The organism is Corynebacterium efficiens YS-314 (assembly GCF_000011305.1).
GTDB lineage: Bacteria > Actinomycetota > Actinomycetes > Mycobacteriales > Mycobacteriaceae > Corynebacterium > Corynebacterium efficiens.
Window position 1 is genome coordinate 2,422,057 of record NC_004369.1, and the last position, 14,088, is coordinate 2,436,144.

13 protein-coding genes are annotated in these 14,088 nt (G+C 63.0%); 5 read left to right on the forward strand and 8 right to left on the reverse strand.

Going from position 1 to position 14,088, the window contains the following annotated elements:
- Window positions 1-29: 29 nt before the first annotated feature.
- Window positions 30-440 carry a nucleoside-diphosphate kinase gene (ndk, locus tag CE_RS11280; protein WP_006768281.1) on the reverse strand — a complete coding sequence of 137 codons (411 nt, stop codon included), beginning with the start codon at window positions 438-440 and terminating at the stop codon, window positions 30-32.
- A gap of 58 nt (window positions 441-498) precedes the next feature.
- The gene (locus tag CE_RS11285) at window positions 499-807 is read right to left on the reverse strand and encodes a hypothetical protein (protein WP_006768282.1); all 309 of its coding nucleotides are present in this window, start codon (window positions 805-807) and stop codon (window positions 499-501) included.
- Window positions 808-895: 88 nt separating this feature from the next.
- On the opposite strand from CE_RS11285, the gene CE_RS11290 reads away from it, so the two are divergent.
- Entirely contained in the window at window positions 896-1,246 is a 351-nt protein-coding gene (locus CE_RS11290; protein WP_035108864.1) for a GNAT family N-acetyltransferase, read from the forward strand.
- A gap of 99 nt (window positions 1,247-1,345) precedes the next feature.
- Here the strand turns inward: CE_RS11290 and CE_RS11295 are convergent, their stop codons facing one another.
- The 3 genes from CE_RS11295 to CE_RS11305 are packed head-to-tail and all read right to left on the reverse strand — an operon-like array spanning window position 1,346 to window position 6,008.
- The gene (locus CE_RS11295) at window positions 1,346-1,780 is read right to left on the reverse strand and encodes a DUF4233 domain-containing protein (protein WP_006768284.1); all 435 of its coding nucleotides are present in this window, start codon (window positions 1,778-1,780) and stop codon (window positions 1,346-1,348) included.
- Window positions 1,777-3,297 (reverse strand): bifunctional tetrahydrofolate synthase/dihydrofolate synthase, encoded by a 1,521-nt coding sequence (gene folC, locus CE_RS11300; RefSeq protein ID WP_006768285.1) that lies wholly within the window; start codon window positions 3,295-3,297, stop codon window positions 1,777-1,779. The genes CE_RS11295 and folC overlap by 4 nt, the downstream gene beginning before the upstream one ends.
- The gene (locus CE_RS11305) at window positions 3,297-6,008 is read right to left on the reverse strand and encodes a valine--tRNA ligase (RefSeq protein ID WP_035108985.1); all 2,712 of its coding nucleotides are present in this window, start codon (window positions 6,006-6,008) and stop codon (window positions 3,297-3,299) included. The genes folC and CE_RS11305 overlap by 1 nt, the downstream gene beginning before the upstream one ends.
- Window positions 6,009-6,129: 121 nt before the next feature.
- Between CE_RS11305 and CE_RS11310 the strand changes: the two genes are divergently transcribed.
- Window positions 6,130-6,432: a hypothetical protein gene (locus CE_RS11310; RefSeq protein WP_006768287.1), complete on the forward strand. Its 303-nt coding sequence runs from the start codon at window positions 6,130-6,132 to the stop codon at window positions 6,430-6,432.
- Between the two features lie 360 nt (window positions 6,433-6,792).
- Window positions 6,793-8,268 (forward strand): Hsp70 family protein, encoded by a 1,476-nt coding sequence (locus tag CE_RS11315; RefSeq protein ID WP_006768288.1) that lies wholly within the window; start codon window positions 6,793-6,795, stop codon window positions 8,266-8,268.
- Window positions 8,269-8,364: 96 nt separating this feature from the next.
- Here the strand turns inward: CE_RS11315 and CE_RS11320 are convergent, their stop codons facing one another.
- On the reverse strand, window positions 8,365-9,336 hold the full coding sequence (locus CE_RS11320) for a malate dehydrogenase (RefSeq protein ID WP_006768289.1): 972 nt from the start codon (window positions 9,334-9,336) through the stop codon (window positions 8,365-8,367).
- A gap of 454 nt (window positions 9,337-9,790) precedes the next feature.
- Here CE_RS11320 and CE_RS11325 point away from each other — a divergent pair, with 454 nt between their 5' ends.
- The gene (locus CE_RS11325) at window positions 9,791-10,570 is read left to right on the forward strand and encodes a TetR/AcrR family transcriptional regulator (RefSeq protein ID WP_035108988.1); all 780 of its coding nucleotides are present in this window, start codon (window positions 9,791-9,793) and stop codon (window positions 10,568-10,570) included.
- A gap of 6 nt (window positions 10,571-10,576) precedes the next feature.
- Here the strand turns inward: CE_RS11325 and CE_RS11330 are convergent, their stop codons facing one another.
- Together CE_RS11330 and CE_RS11335 are read right to left on the reverse strand one after the other, a co-directional pair.
- Window positions 10,577-11,509, reverse strand: coding sequence for an AEC family transporter (locus tag CE_RS11330; protein WP_006768292.1), 933 nt, complete (start codon window positions 11,507-11,509; stop codon window positions 10,577-10,579).
- 6 nt (window positions 11,510-11,515) lie between these two features.
- Window positions 11,516-12,052 (reverse strand): hypothetical protein, encoded by a 537-nt coding sequence (locus CE_RS11335; RefSeq protein WP_143758466.1) that lies wholly within the window; start codon window positions 12,050-12,052, stop codon window positions 11,516-11,518.
- A gap of 456 nt (window positions 12,053-12,508) precedes the next feature.
- Here CE_RS11335 and CE_RS11340 point away from each other — a divergent pair, with 456 nt between their 5' ends.
- The gene (locus CE_RS11340; RefSeq protein ID WP_006770545.1) at window positions 12,509-13,957 is read left to right on the forward strand and encodes an IS1182-like element ISCef1 family transposase; all 1,449 of its coding nucleotides are present in this window, start codon (window positions 12,509-12,511) and stop codon (window positions 13,955-13,957) included.
- Window positions 13,958-14,088: the final 131 nt, after the last annotated feature.

Below are 14,088 nucleotides of genomic sequence, written 5' to 3' on the forward strand. Positions count from 1 at the left end.
AGGGACGGTGGGTGCAGTTTTTTTGTGTTTTACAGGTTCGGGAACCAGATGGAGATCTCGCGCTCAGCGGACTCAGGGGAGTCGGAACCGTGGACGACGTTCTCGCCGACGGTCAGGGCGAAGTCGCCGCGGATGGTGCCCGGGGTGGCCTTGGACACTGGGTCGGTGCCACCGGCGAGCTGGCGCCATGCGTCGATGGCGCGCTCGCCCTCGACGATGCCGGCGATCAGCGGTGCGGAGGTGATGAACTCGACGAGCTCACCGAAGAACGGCTTGTCAGCGTGCTCCTCGTAGTGCTTCTCTGCGGTCTCGCGGTCAGCGACGCGGAGGTCAAGCGCGGCAAGCTTGAGGCCCTTGCGCTCGATGCGTGCGATGATTTCGCCGACGTGGCCGTTGGTGACGCCGTCTGGCTTGATGAGGATGAGAGTACGTTCAGTCATGCTCGCAGAGTCTACAGAACGACCCCGGTCCTGTCGCAACGAGGTCACCGAATGTGATCTAGAGCTTACGAACAGCCTCGGCGACGGCCTCCGCGGATGCTCCCCTGCTCCACAGCTGTGCCTGACGGATGGCTGAACCCTCTTGCCCCTGGCTCTTTAATTCCTGGATCTTTTTCACCTGGTCCGCGGTGAACACCACCGGCTGGTCCACGGTCAATCCGGCGGCGCGGGAGCGCATGCCCACCACCAGGGCGATGGCCGCGATGATGATAGACAGGATCGGCACGATCACCGGGGACCCTGCGAACCTGGTGATCAACGCGACCACGCAGAACAGTGCCGCCACCGAGAAAGCCAGATTGGTCATGGGGTTTTTCATACCCAGCACGTTACGGCGGGCCGGGAAACTTTTCCATACAGTGGGACCCATCACATCACTAAAGGAGGACAAGAATATGACTCTGGTTGATAAGCAGGACAACGAGGTCCGGGTCAGCAGGAACGAGGCGGACAGCCGCTACGAGATCACCTACGCCGACAGCGACGAGGTGGTCGGTTTCGCCGACTACGTGATCAATGACAATGACCGCATCTTCTACCACACCAAGGTGGATGAGGACTACGGCGGACGGGGCCTGGCGTCCATCCTCATCCGTGAGGCCATCGAGGACACCTTCCCCACCGGGCAGGTCGTGGTCGGTGTGTGCCCGTTTGTCAGCGGATATGTGGAAAAGAACGGCTACGACGGTGGCTACCGCGCCGGCACCCCGGAGGACGAGGCCTTCGTCAAGGAGATGCAGCGCTAACCACGGCGCTAACAGTAATGACACAACCCCGGCGCACCGAAGTGGGGCGCCGGGGTTGTTCGTCGACAAGCAGCAGTCAAGCAGCAGTCAAGCAGCGTTCTAGGTGTGCTGGGTCGGCAGCAGGCCGCGCCGCATGCGCTCGATCATGTTCTTGCGCAGGTAGAGCAGATACGCCCACACGAGGATGAAGATCACCGCCACGATCCCCATGGAATAGTGGATGAACACACCGGCCAGGGCGAACACCTGCAGGGCGACGTTCATCGGGATCGACCAGCTGAACCGCTGGAGGAACGCCGCGAGGAACATGACCACCGCCACGGCGGTGACATACACCCAGTTGAAGGTGGTCCAGTAGGCACCGCCGTCCACCCTCAGGATCACGGTGAGCACCAGCGCGATGGTGATGGACTCCATGACCAGGGTGCCGGCCATCACCCCGCGGATACCCTTCATGGGATCCTTCGCCGGTTCGTGGCCCGGGCCGAGGGGGCCGTACTCCACCGGGTCTCCGTGTGCGTCACGGGGGCTCATGCAGGTTCCTTTCCGAACAGGGTGCGCGCGTCACCGGCGGTGACGATGGATCCGGTGATCACCACACCGGAACCGGACTGGACATCGGTGTCCTCGGCCAGCTCGATGGCCAGTTCCACCGCACCCGGCAGGGTGTCGGCGACGTGCACGCGTTCATCACCGTAGATCTCACGGGCGTACTCGGCCAGCTCATAGGCATCCAGTGCACGCTCCGAGGTGGTCTGGGTGCACACCACCTCATGCAGGTAGGGCTCGAGGCTCCCCAGGATGCCCCGGGCGTCCTTGTCACCGAGCACACCGATGACACCGATGAGACGGCGGAAATCGAAGTCCCGGTCCAGTGCCGCCCCCAGGGCCGCGGCGCCGTGCGGGTTGTGGGCGGCGTCGATGAACACGGTCGGGGCGGAACGCAGACGCTCCAGACGGCCCGGTGATTCCACCTGGGCGAAGCCCTGACGGACGGTGTCAGCATCAAGCGGGCGGTCCGCGGAGGCACCGAAGAACGCCTCCACGGCGGCCAGGGCGGTGGCGGCGTTGTCGGCCTGGTGCTCACCGGAGAGTGGCAGGAAGATATCGGTGTACTCACCACCCAGACCACGCAGGACCAGCTGCTGGCCGCCGACGGCGATGGTGGACTCCACCACGCCGAACTCCATGCCCAGGCGCGCCACGGCGGAACCGGTCTCGGCGGCCTGCTCCAGGATCACCCGCATGGCCTCCGGATCCTGCTTGCCCACGATGACCACGTTCTCCTGCGGGGCGTTGACATCATCGCTGGCCGGGCGGGCCTTGATGATGCCGGCCTTCTCCCCGGCAATCTCGGCGATGGTGTTGCCGAGGCGGTCGGTGTGGTCCATGCCCACCGGGGTGATCACCGCGACCTGCGCGTTGATCACATTGGTGGCATCCCAACGACCACCCAGGCCGACCTCGATGACACCGACATCCACCGGCGCATCCGCGAAGGCTGCATAGGCCAGGGTGATCAGGGTCTCGAACTTGCTCATCCGCGGGCCACCCTCGGAGAGGGAGTGTTCATCGGCCATCTCGAGGTACGGCTTGACCTCGTTGTAGATGCGCACGAAATCACGCGGGTGGATCGGCTTCCCGTCGATCGCGATGCGTTCGGTGATCAGCTGCAGGTGCGGGCTGGTGGTCCGGCCGGTGCGCCGGTGGAAGGCACGCAGCAGCGACTCCACCATGCGGGTGGTGGAGGTTTTGCCGTTGGTGCCCGCGATATGGATGGAGGCGAACGTGTCCTGTGGCTTGCCCATCAGGTCCATGACATAGGACATGCGCCTGAAGGTGGGGTCGATCTTGGTTTCCTGCCAGCGCTCATCGAGTTCCGCCTCGACGATGGCCAGCTGCGCCAGTTCCTCCGGGGTGATCTCCAGGGGCGCGGGGTTCTCCCGTTCCTCATCGAGGTCGCCTGCGAGATCCAACGGCAGGGACAGTCCTGCCTCATTGAGCGTCACGTCGCCGAATTCGCCGTATTCACGCTCGTCTTGTGTTGCCACTAACCCAGTTCCTCCAGTCGTTTGGTAATGCGTTCCACTTCTTCCCGGGCCACCTGCTGGCGGCCACGGATCTTCTCCACCACCGCATCCGGCGCCTTGGCCAGGAAGGCCTCGTTGCCGAGCTTCTTGCCCGTGGTCTCGAGTTCCTTGTTGGCGGTGGCGAGGTCCTTCTCCAGACGCTTGCGCTCCGCGGCCACATCCACCGTGCCGGAGGTGTCCAGTTCCACGGTGATGGTGGCGGTGCTCAGGCGGATCTCCAGGCTTGCCGACTCCTCAAAATCCTCAGCCGGTTCCTCGATGCGCACCAGGGCACGCACCGCACCCTCGAGCTCAGTGAGGTCACACGCGGCGAAGTCCAGGCGGGCCGGCACCTTCTGGGAGGGCTTGACCCCCTGGTCGGAGCGGAAACGACGGATCTCGGTGACGAGCTTCTCGACGTCCGCGATGCGGCGGGCGGCATCGGCATCCACGGCGGCACCACCGTTGGTGTCGGCCGGGGTGGGCCAGGAGGAGGTGACGATGGACTCGCCATCGGTCAGTGCCTTCCACAGCACCTCGGTGACAAACGGCATGGCCGGGTGCAGCAGACGCAGCAGTGCATCCAGGACATGGCCGAGCACCTGCTGGGTGTTGCGGCCGCGCTCGGTGACGCCCTCACGGGGGATCTGGACCTTGGCGATCTCCAGGTACCAGTCACAGAACTCATTCCACGCGAAGTGGTAGAGCTCCTCATTGGCCTTGGCGAACTGGTAGTTGTCCAGGTAGTCATCGACGTGGCCACGAACCTCCTCGAGGCGGTCGAGGATCCAGCGGTCGGCGTCGGTGAGCTCGGCACGCTCGGGCAGCCCCTCGGACACCGCACCGTTCATGAGGGCGAAACGGGTGGCGTTGAACAGCTTGGTGGCGAAGTTACGGGAACTCTGCGCGGAGTCCTCACCGACCGGCAGGTCCACACCGGGGTTGGCACCACGGGCCAGGGTGAAGCGCAGGGCATCCGCACCGTAGTTGTCCACCCAGTCCATGGGATCAATGCCGTTGCCCAGCGACTTGGACATCTTGCGGCCGTGCTCATCACGGACCAGGCCGTGGAGGAACAGGTCGGTGAACGGGACCTGCGGGCGGCCGTCGGTGCCCTCACCGAGCAACTCCGGGGTCTCCTTCGCGGCGAAGGTGCCGAACATCATCATGCGGGCAACCCAGAAGAACAGGATGTCATAGGCGGTGACCAGCACGGAGGTGGGATAGAACTTGTCCAGCTCCGGGGTCTTGTCCGGCCAGCCCATCGTGGAGAACGGCCACAGCGCGGAGGAGAACCAGGTGTCCAGGACATCCGGGTCCTGGGTGTAACCCTCAGGGGCCTGCTCATCGGGTCCGACGCAGATGACATCACCGTCGGGTCCGTACCAGATCGGGATGCGGTGGCCCCACCACAGCTGTCGCGAGATGCACCAGTCGTGCATGTCATCAACCCAGTCGAAGTAGCGTGGCTCCAGGGACTTAGGGTGGATGGTGGTGTCGCCTGCACGGACGGCGTCGCCGGACATCTTCGCCAACTCCTCGACCTTGACCCACCACTGCAGGGACAGGCGTGGCTCAATGGCCTCACCGGAACGCTCGGAGTGGCCGACGGAGTGGACGTAGGGGCGGACCTCCTTGACAATGCGGCCCTGCTCCGCGAGTGCCTCGCGGACCTTGACGCGGGCCTCCTCGCGGGTCATGCCGTCGAACTGCGTGCCGGTGTCGGCAATGCGGCCGGTCTTGTCCATGATGGTCGGCATATCCAGGTGGTGGCGCAGTCCCAGGGCGTAGTCATTGGGGTCGTGTGCCGGGGTGATCTTCACCGCGCCGGAACCGAACTCCGGATCCACATAATCATCGGCGACCACCTTCAGGGTGAGGTCATCGCGGAACGGGTGCGGCAGGGTGGTGCCCACCAGATGGCGGTAGCGCTCGTCGTCAGGGTGGACGGCCACGGCGACGTCGCCGAGCATGGTTTCCACGCGGGTGGTGGCGACAACCACGTGTGGCTCGTCGTCGTTAAGCGAACCGTAACGGATCGAGACCAGCTCGCCCTCGACGTCCTTGTACACGACCTCGATGTCGGACACGGCGGTCTCCAGGACCGGGGACCAGTTGACCAGGCGGTTGGCCTGGTAGATCATGCCGGAATCATAGAGCTTCTTGAAGATGGTCTGCACCGCACGCGACAGGCCCTCATCCAGGGTGAAACGCTCACGGGACCAGTCGACGGAATCACCGATGGCGCGCATCTGCTCACCGATCTTGCCGCCGTATTCCTTCTTCCACTCCCAGACCTTCTCAATGAACTCCTCGCGGGAGTAGTCATAGCGGGACTTGCCCTCGGTCTCCTTGAGCATCTCCTCCACCTTGGTCTGGGTGGCGATGCCCGCGTGGTCCATGCCCGGCAGCCACAGCACCTCGAAGCCCTGCATGCGCTTGCGTCGCGCCAGGGCATCCATGAGGGTGTGGTCGAGTGCGTGGCCCATGTGCAGCTGGCCGGTCACATTCGGAGGTGGCAGAACAATGGAGTAGCCAGGCTTCTCGCTAGCTGGATCGGCGGTGAAATAACCGGCATCCACCCAACCCTGGTAGAGATCCGCCTCCACGGCCTTCGGATCCCAGGATTTGGGCAGTTTGTCTGCGCGGTTCTGGCTTGGGTTCTCATTATTCTGGTCAGTCACGCAGACCATCATAACCCCTGGGGTGCTGCTTTCTATATGCAGGTGTTTCTGCCATTTATCACCGGCAGCACCCCTGTATGGCCTGCGCATTCGCACTGCAGGTCCAGTGTTCCGCACCTAGGCTCAATATATGAGTTCATTCCTGTTGTTTGCTGCCATCGGCGTGGTTGTGCTGAGCATCGGTGCCTGGAAAACCGTGGAGGCCAACCCCCACCGCCGTATCCCCCTCATCTGCCCTCCCCGAGACCGGCCCCTGCCGATCATCCTGCTTCAGGCGGTGGGGTATGGCTCCTCTATTTTTGCGGTTCTCATGCTCAGCGACCAGTGGGGGGCTTATGCCTACCTTCTCTTCATCGTCATGGCGCTGCCGGAAGTGGTGTTGTTCAGCATCCACAACCATCAGTTGAAACACGGTGGTCTGTCCCAGGGTTGAGGTCGCCCACCAGATAACCCGGGATGGGGAGAAGATCCGGACCCATCCTGGAAGCAGCGTCGCCCCTCTGCACAGCAGCCATGGGCTTCATCCGACTCGCCGTACCTGGCTGCGGAAGGGTTCACCCTGAGTTTTATTTCCTGTTTTCTCTTCTGCGACTTCCGCTGGGGCGGATATCTGGCTTCAGTACGCTGAAAGCCGGAACGTGCAGGCAATATTGGCAATATTATGGGATCTGCTTCAAGTTGTCTGATATACCCGTCCATCCTGGACAGTCCACGGTCATCTCATTTCAACAACTGCTGAATACATCTTTTTCTTTCCCGTGCACGAGCTGAAAATGCTGCTAGGGTCAGAAACATGCGTTTTGGGATCGACGTCGGAACGACGCGCACAATTGCGGCCGTAGTCGACCGCGGAAACTATCCAGTTGTGACCGTGGAGGACTACCTCGGCGATGCACAGGAATACATCCCCTCAGTGGTGGCACTGGACGGGGATCGAATCGTCGTGGGTTGGGAGGCGATGAAGCTCGGGCCCGATGACCCCAGCCTGGTGCGTTCCTTCAAACGGATCATGTCGGACCACTCCGTCACCGCGGACACCCCGGTCCAGCTCGGCCACACCACCCGCCCCCTCGGTGAGGTGCTGCGCGCGTATGCCGAGACCGTGGTGGACACCCTGCGGGATTTCCAGGCCACACTGGATGACTCCTCCCCCATCGAGGTCGTGCTCGGCATCCCGGCCAACGCCCACACCGCCCAGCGGCTGCTCACCCTCTCCGCGTTCTGCGAGGCCGGCGCGGAGGTCGCGGGCCTGGTCAATGAACCGAGTGCGGCGGCCTTCGAGTACACACACCGTCATGCGCGCACCCTGAACTCCCGTCGCTCCGGCATCGTCATCTACGATCTCGGCGGCGGCACCTTCGATGCCTCACTCATCCGCGTCGACGGCACCACCCATGAGGTCATGGGATCGCTGGGCATCTCCCACCTCGGTGGCGATGACTTCGATGTGATCCTCGCCGAGTGCGCGCTCCGAGCCGCCGGTAAGCCCGGCGTCCCCAGCCGGACGCTTATCGACGAAGCCCGCAGCGCCAAGGAGTCCCTTGTGCCCCAGTCCCGCCGTCTGGTGATCGATGTCGACGGCGAGGATGTTGTTGTGCCGGTCGCCGACTTCTACGACGCCGCGATGCCGCCGGTCGAGCAGACCATCGAGGTGATGACCCCACTCATCGGCACCGATGATCTCCGCGAATCCGAGATCGCCGGTATCTACCTGGTCGGCGGGGCGTCCTCCCTGCCGCTGATCTCACGGGTGTTGCGTGAACGCTTCGGCCGGCGGGTCCACCGCGCGCCCTTCACCGCCGGGGCCACCGCCGTCGGACTGGCCATCGCCGCCGACCCGGAGTCGGGCTTCCACCTGCGTGACAAGCTCTCCCGTGGCATCGGCGTGTTCCGCGAATTCGACGGCGGCCGTACCGTGAGCTTCGACCCGCTGATCACCCGGGAGACCAAGCCGGATGCCGATGGTCGCATCACGGTCACCCGTCGCTACCGCGCCGCACACAATGTCGGCTGGTTCCGGTTCGTGGAATATGACAGCTTCAACGAGGAGGACGGCAGCCCCGGGGACATCTCCCTGCTGGGTGAGCTGAAGGTTCCCTTCGACCCCTCCATCATCGATGTCGATGCAGTGGAGATCACCCACTTCGACGGCCCGGAGATCGAGGAGACCGTGATGGTCAACTCCGACGGTATTGCCTCCATCCGCATCGCGGTGCAGGGTGGTGTGGTGGTGGAACACACCCCCAAGGTGACGCTGGCGCTGCAGTAGGTCGGGCGTCGACAAGCAACCCCGGCCGCGGAAGGCAACAACCCCACCTCTTCGCGCAAGAGGTGGGGTTGAGCTTTACGTCAGTTCACGACGGTGTTAGAGCAGATCCTTGACGGCCTCGCGCTCGCCCTGGAGCTCCTCGACGTTGGCGTCGATGCGCGCACGCTGGAAGTCGTTGATCTCCAGGCCCTCGACGACCTCCCACTCGCCGTTGCGGGATACGGTCGGCAGGCCGAGGATGATCCCCTCGGGGATGCCGTAGGCGCCGGTGGACGGGATCGCGGCGGAGGCCCAGGTCTCGGTGCCCTGGATCCAGTCACGCATATGGTCAACCGCGGAGGACGCGGCGGATGCGGCGGAGGACTTGCCGCGGACCTCGATGATCTCCGCGCCACGCTTGGCCACGCGCGGGATGAACTCGTTGACATACCAGTCATGGTCCACCAGGTCGGAGACCTTCTCGCCGCCGACGGTGGCGTAGGTGATGTCCGGGAACTGGGCTGCGGAGTGGTTACCCCACACGACGACATCCTGGAACTCCGAGGACAGACGACCGGTCTTGGTGGCCAGCTGGGAGATCGCACGGTTGTGGTCCAGGCGCATCATGGCGTTGAAACGGGACTGCGGGACATCAGGGGCGTTGGACATGGCGATCAGCGCGTTGGTGTTGGCCGGGTTGCCCACCACCAGCACCCGGATGTCCTGGGCGGCGTGGTCATTGATGGCCTTGCCCTGGGGGCCGAAAATCTTGCCGTTGTTGGACAGCAGCGCAGCGCGCTCCTCGCCCTTGCCACGTGGCTTGGCACCGACCAGGAAGGCGGCGTTCGCGCCGTCGAAGGCCTCGTTCAGGTCCGCGGTGATATTGATGTTGTGCAGCAGCGGGAAGGCGGAGTCGGACAGCTCCATGGCCACGCCCTCGGCACCACCGAGTGCATCGGGGATCTCCAGCAGGTTGAGTTCAACCGGGGTGTCTGCGCCGTACACCTCACCATTGGCGATCCTCCAGAGCAGTGAGTAGGCAATCTGGCCGGCGGCTCCGGTCACGGTGATCTTCTTGGGGGAATTCATTAATGATCCTCAATCCTTATGTGGTTGAACGTGGCGTTATCAGTACTGCCAGCGCTGACAGGGTTGTCAGAAGCGTCAGTGCTCTCAGTGATTCCCTTCAACATCACACCCCTGGGGGTCAGGGCAATCACCATGCCCCCTATGCTATCGACGGTTACAGGTTCCTACCAGTGTTTGGGCATGCCATGACCCCACGTAAGCGGAACTGATAACCACCCCCGTTCACCGCTTTCCTGTACCCCTATCCCAAAGATTCCCGTGGGAAAGCAGGATCATGCGGACGTACACGAGCATTTCCCGGGAATTTCGGGCACCATTTGATAGTGTTGGTTGGGTTTCACTTAAAGATATGACCTTTATCGCCCGTGGCGTGAACCCTGCCACGTCTTGTTCCGCTTTCTCACATGAACGCGGACCACTCTCCACCATGTCACCCGAAAGGACCGAAGAGATCATGGCCGTTTCCGACCGAGGCTCAGCAGACCCCCATGCTGATGACCACGACATCGCCACCCCGGACAACGCCCACGCGGCGACCCCGGATGATGTCGTGGCCATCGCGCTGAGCCACTTCGCCGAGCATGGATTCAACGAGACCAAGCTGGAGAAGATCGCCAAGGCGTCCGGGATGTCCAAGCGCATGATCCACTACTACTTCGGGGACAAGAAGGGTCTGTACGTCAAGACCATCTCCCACGCCCTGGACATGCTGCGCCCCGACGCGGAGGCCATGCAGCTGGAATCCGCGGTCCCCGTCGAAGGTGTCCGCAAGATCGTGGAGGCGATCTACAACTGCATCATCAACAACCCCGAGGCCATCCGCCTGATCCTGATAGAAAACCTCCACAACCACGGTGGTGTGGAGAGCGCAGCCGCCCTCAACGACGAGAGTAACCTGCTGCTCAACCTGGACAAGCTTCTCATGCTCGGCCAGGATGCCGGCGCATTCCGCCCCGGCATCTCCGCCGAGGATGTTCTGGTGCTTATCAGCTCACTAGGATATTTCCGAATCTCCAACCAGCTGACCATGGACCAGATCTACGATGTGGACCTCACCAGCGACTCCAATATCGAGGGCATGCGCCGCCTGGTGGTGGACACGGTCCTGGCGTTTCTCACCTCGAACCTGCCCGATGCCGAGTCTTCCAGCTACCTCACCACCCGCGAAAGCTCCACCGCCCCGACCCAGGACACCGACATCTACGCCTTCGATACCGACCTGTTCGAGGAATAGGGCGGATTACCGCCCGAAGAGGAAGGCCACCCCGAGCATGCCGCCCAGCGCCAGGAACGTCGTGAGGAAGACAGTGTCCCGCGCCAGGATCTCACCCCGACGGTAGGTGGCCGCATAGTTGTACACATTCTGGGCGGCGGGCAGGGCAGCCAGGATAACGGCGGCATACATCTCCTCATCCTCCAGCCCGAAGGCCAGGCCGATGAGCCACGCGATCACCGGCATGCCCACGATCTTGATAGCGGTGGCCGTGATCGCGCTGGCCCGGTCGGCGCGCGATGACAACACATTGGTCGACGGCAGAGACGCACCGAAGCTGATGAGGATCAACGGGATCGACGCCCCGCCCAGAATCACCGCAGGCTCCATGATGGCCGCCGGGACCTCCACCCGTGTCAGACTGACAACCAGTCCCGCGATGGACGCCAACACCACGGGGCTGAGGATGGACCCCCGGAACGCCGCCCAGATCTTCGCCCCCCGCGATCCGCCCTGCTCCCCCGTCGTCAGAGCCGCGAGGATCATGGGGGCGAAGATCACCATCTGGATCACCAGGACCGGGGCCACGTAGGCGCCCGTTCCCAGGACGTAGATGGACACCGGCAGGCCGATGTTGTTGGAGTTGACATACGATGCCGCCGCCGCGCCGATCGCGGTGGTCGCAACGTCCTTCTTGAAGAACACCGCGGAGATCACGCAGTAGAGGGCGGCGGTGAGGAGAGTGGCGATGAACGTCACCACGATCACCGGCGACAGCAGGTGCTGCGGGTCCGAATTGGCCACCACCGAGAACAACAGCGCCGGGGTCGCGGCGTAGAAGGCGATGCGGTTGAGCACCAGTCGCTGTTTATCGTCGGAGATGACCCCGCCCTTGGCCAGCAGCAGTCCCACCCCGATGACGGAGAGGATGATGGCGAATCCGGTAATGACGTTTAACAATGTTTTCTACTCATCGCCTTTCAAAAGTGCTGCTTTTCCTTCAACGAAAGCGACATTCAGCCACAGGTCGTCACTGTCGATAAGGGCTTGGCTGTACTCGATTAATTCTTCCAGCGTCCCTAGGTGAACTTCATGATCGTCATGGAAGGGCCAGGTGATCTTACGCGGATTATCGAAATCGACTTTACCCACCGGATAATCTCCTGCCAGTTGATCGACCCACAGCATTGAAGCGACTGCGTGGTAGAGATCGGAGGTACTGAGATCACGGTGGAAACGTGTTCTTGCCCCCACCACTTGGTAACCCGCAAATGCGATTCCCGGGTCGTAGTCAGTTTCAATGGCGAGGACAGTATCGATGGCCAGTTCATGCCTGAAAATAGCGACAACGGTGAACTTTGGCTCTTTCCGAGTCCCTTCGTGCGGGTAAAGGTTCTCCGAGGAGATAAAACCGTTGAGCCGAGGGGTCAAAGCCTCTTCGATTTTCGACAGGTCAAGGTCTTCGATGCCGAATCCTCGGGGCATTTCGGGCTGGTCAGTCATTCTCATCACGGTAGCGCAGCCTGGATTAGCACTGGGCTAGTGTGAGAATTCACGACGATAGGCAACCCGGTGATGACATCTAACAACGGTTTCTCCTGGGTTCGTACGGGTTCGTGCGCGGGGAACAGGTGACCGGGGGTACCGGCCCCCGCGATGGGGGCTGTACCGGACACCGGTGGCACTGGGGTCTCTGGGCCGCCCCGGGGCCTCCACCTGAGATGATCAGGGTGACGCCGGGCGATACCACTGGCATGACCGTACAGGGCTTCCCCGCCCGGGGACGGCGTTACCCCGCTATTTATGCACTCCAGACAGACAGAAACGACCGCCGACGCAGCACTGGCTGCACCGACGGCCGTCCCCGGGGAACCCCCTAGGAGCGTGGGTCTTTAGTCGGTGACCTGAACCCGGGTGTCTCCCCCCGGTCCTGCTGGGTGACGTGGGATAATAACCTCCATGAGTGGTGGATCCGATGATGGCTTGTTCCCCGAAGAGACTCTCCAGCGGGTCCCGGCCCCGGACCCGGTGGAAGCGCCGGTGGATAAACGCTTCGCCCCGTTCAACCCCCACGCGGTGATGCTGCTGCCGCCGTCGCTGGATGAGTGGCTGCCTGATAACCACCTCGCCCGGTTCATCGCCGACCTCGTCGACACGGAACTGGATCTGACCGGGTTCTATGATTCCTACACCCGGTCCAAGGGGCGCCCACCCTATGATCCCCGGATGATGCTGCGGGTCATGCTCTACGGCTACTGCACCGGGGTACGGTCCTCCCGGAAACTGGAAACAGCGTGTATCGACAGCGTGGCGTTTCGCTGGCTCGCCGCTGGCGCAGGCCCGGATTTCCGGGCGTTTAGCCGGTTTCGGGCCCGCCACCTTCAGGCGTTGGCCGGGGTGTTTGTCCAGGCGTTGGCCCTGTGCCGGGAAGCGGGCATGGTGAAACTGGGCACGGTTGCGTTGGACGGGACGAAGGTGCAGGCGAATGCCTCCCGTCGTAAGGCCATGAGTTACCAGCGCCTGGTCCCGGCCGAGGAGAAGCTGGCTGAGCAGGTCGAGCAGATGCTTAACGATGCGGCGACCACGGATGAGGTCGAGGATCAGCGTTACGGGGTCGATGCCCGCGGTGATGAGTTGCCTGAGGAGTTGGTCAGCCGGTCCGCCCGGTTGGCAACGCTGCGTCGGGCGCGCCAGCAGTTGGAACAGGACGCCGCGGACAAAGCACGGCAGGTGGCGGAAACCAAGGCACGGGACCGGGGTGATGATGACGACACGGTCGCGGACAAGGGGCAGGCCGCGGCGGATACGGCAGTGGTGAAACCCTCGGCGCAGCGTAATTTCACGGATCCGGATGCCCGGATCATGAAGCTGAGTTCCGGTGGGTTTGATTACTGCTATAACGCGCAGACGGTGGTGGATGCTGAGCATCAGGTGATCGTGGCCACCGAGTTGAGTAACACCGCCACCGATGTCGGTGCGACGGTGCCGATGGTGCTGGCCACGGCTGAGCAATTGGGGGTCTGGCCGGCCCGGTGGTTGATGGATGCCGGGTACTGCTCGAAGAAGAACCTCACCGAAGTCGCTGGCCTGGAGGACACGCACGACACGGAGTTTTTCATCGCGACCGGGCGGGTCAAACACGGAGAGAAGATCCCGGATGCCCCACGCGGCAGGATCCCTAACGATGCCACCTTACGGGAGCGGATGGGACGTAGGCTGCGCACGAAGCGGGGCAAGGCGGTGTACGGGAAACGTAAGTCAGTGATCGAGCCGGTGTTCGGTCAGATCGCCACGCGGCAGGGCAAGCACGTGGTGCTGCGGGGGTTGGCGGCGGCTCGGGCGGAGTGGGATCTGGTGGCGGGGTGTCATAACCTGTTGAAGCTGTTTTCCTTCCGACAGACGGCCTGAGCCCGCCGGGAAACCGGCAGGCCCGGTGGCCCGAACCACGGCTTTCCTGCCGGGGGCGGATATCGGGGTCCGATCGAGTGATTCTGGGCGGGTCGGGGCCGGTGGTGGCTCTGGGGAACCGAATTTTGGTG

What these genes read in the sequence shown, in the direction of transcription:
- ndk (WP_006768281.1), bottom strand. Translation starts at nt 440, where the DNA reads ATGACTGAACGTACTCTCATCCTCATCAAGCCAGACGGCGTCACCAAC.
- CE_RS11285 (WP_006768282.1), bottom strand. Translation starts at nt 807, where the DNA reads ATGACCAATCTGGCTTTCTCGGTGGCGGCACTGTTCTGCGTGGTCGCG.
- CE_RS11290 (WP_035108864.1), top strand. Translation starts at nt 896, where the DNA reads ATGACTCTGGTTGATAAGCAGGACAACGAGGTCCGGGTCAGCAGGAAC.
- CE_RS11295 (WP_006768284.1), bottom strand. Translation starts at nt 1,780, where the DNA reads ATGAGCCCCCGTGACGCACACGGAGACCCGGTGGAGTACGGCCCCCTC.
- CE_RS11305 (WP_035108985.1), bottom strand. Translation starts at nt 6,008, where the DNA reads ATGGTCTGCGTGACTGACCAGAATAATGAGAACCCAAGCCAGAACCGC.
- CE_RS11310 (WP_006768287.1), top strand. Translation starts at nt 6,130, where the DNA reads ATGAGTTCATTCCTGTTGTTTGCTGCCATCGGCGTGGTTGTGCTGAGC.
- CE_RS11315 (WP_006768288.1), top strand. Translation starts at nt 6,793, where the DNA reads ATGCGTTTTGGGATCGACGTCGGAACGACGCGCACAATTGCGGCCGTA.
- CE_RS11320 (WP_006768289.1), bottom strand. Translation starts at nt 9,336, where the DNA reads ATGAATTCCCCCAAGAAGATCACCGTGACCGGAGCCGCCGGCCAGATT.
- CE_RS11325 (WP_035108988.1), top strand. Translation starts at nt 9,791, where the DNA reads ATGGCCGTTTCCGACCGAGGCTCAGCAGACCCCCATGCTGATGACCAC.
- CE_RS11335 (WP_143758466.1), bottom strand. Translation starts at nt 12,052, where the DNA reads ATGACTGACCAGCCCGAAATGCCCCGAGGATTCGGCATCGAAGACCTT.
- CE_RS11340 (WP_006770545.1), top strand. Translation starts at nt 12,509, where the DNA reads ATGAGTGGTGGATCCGATGATGGCTTGTTCCCCGAAGAGACTCTCCAG.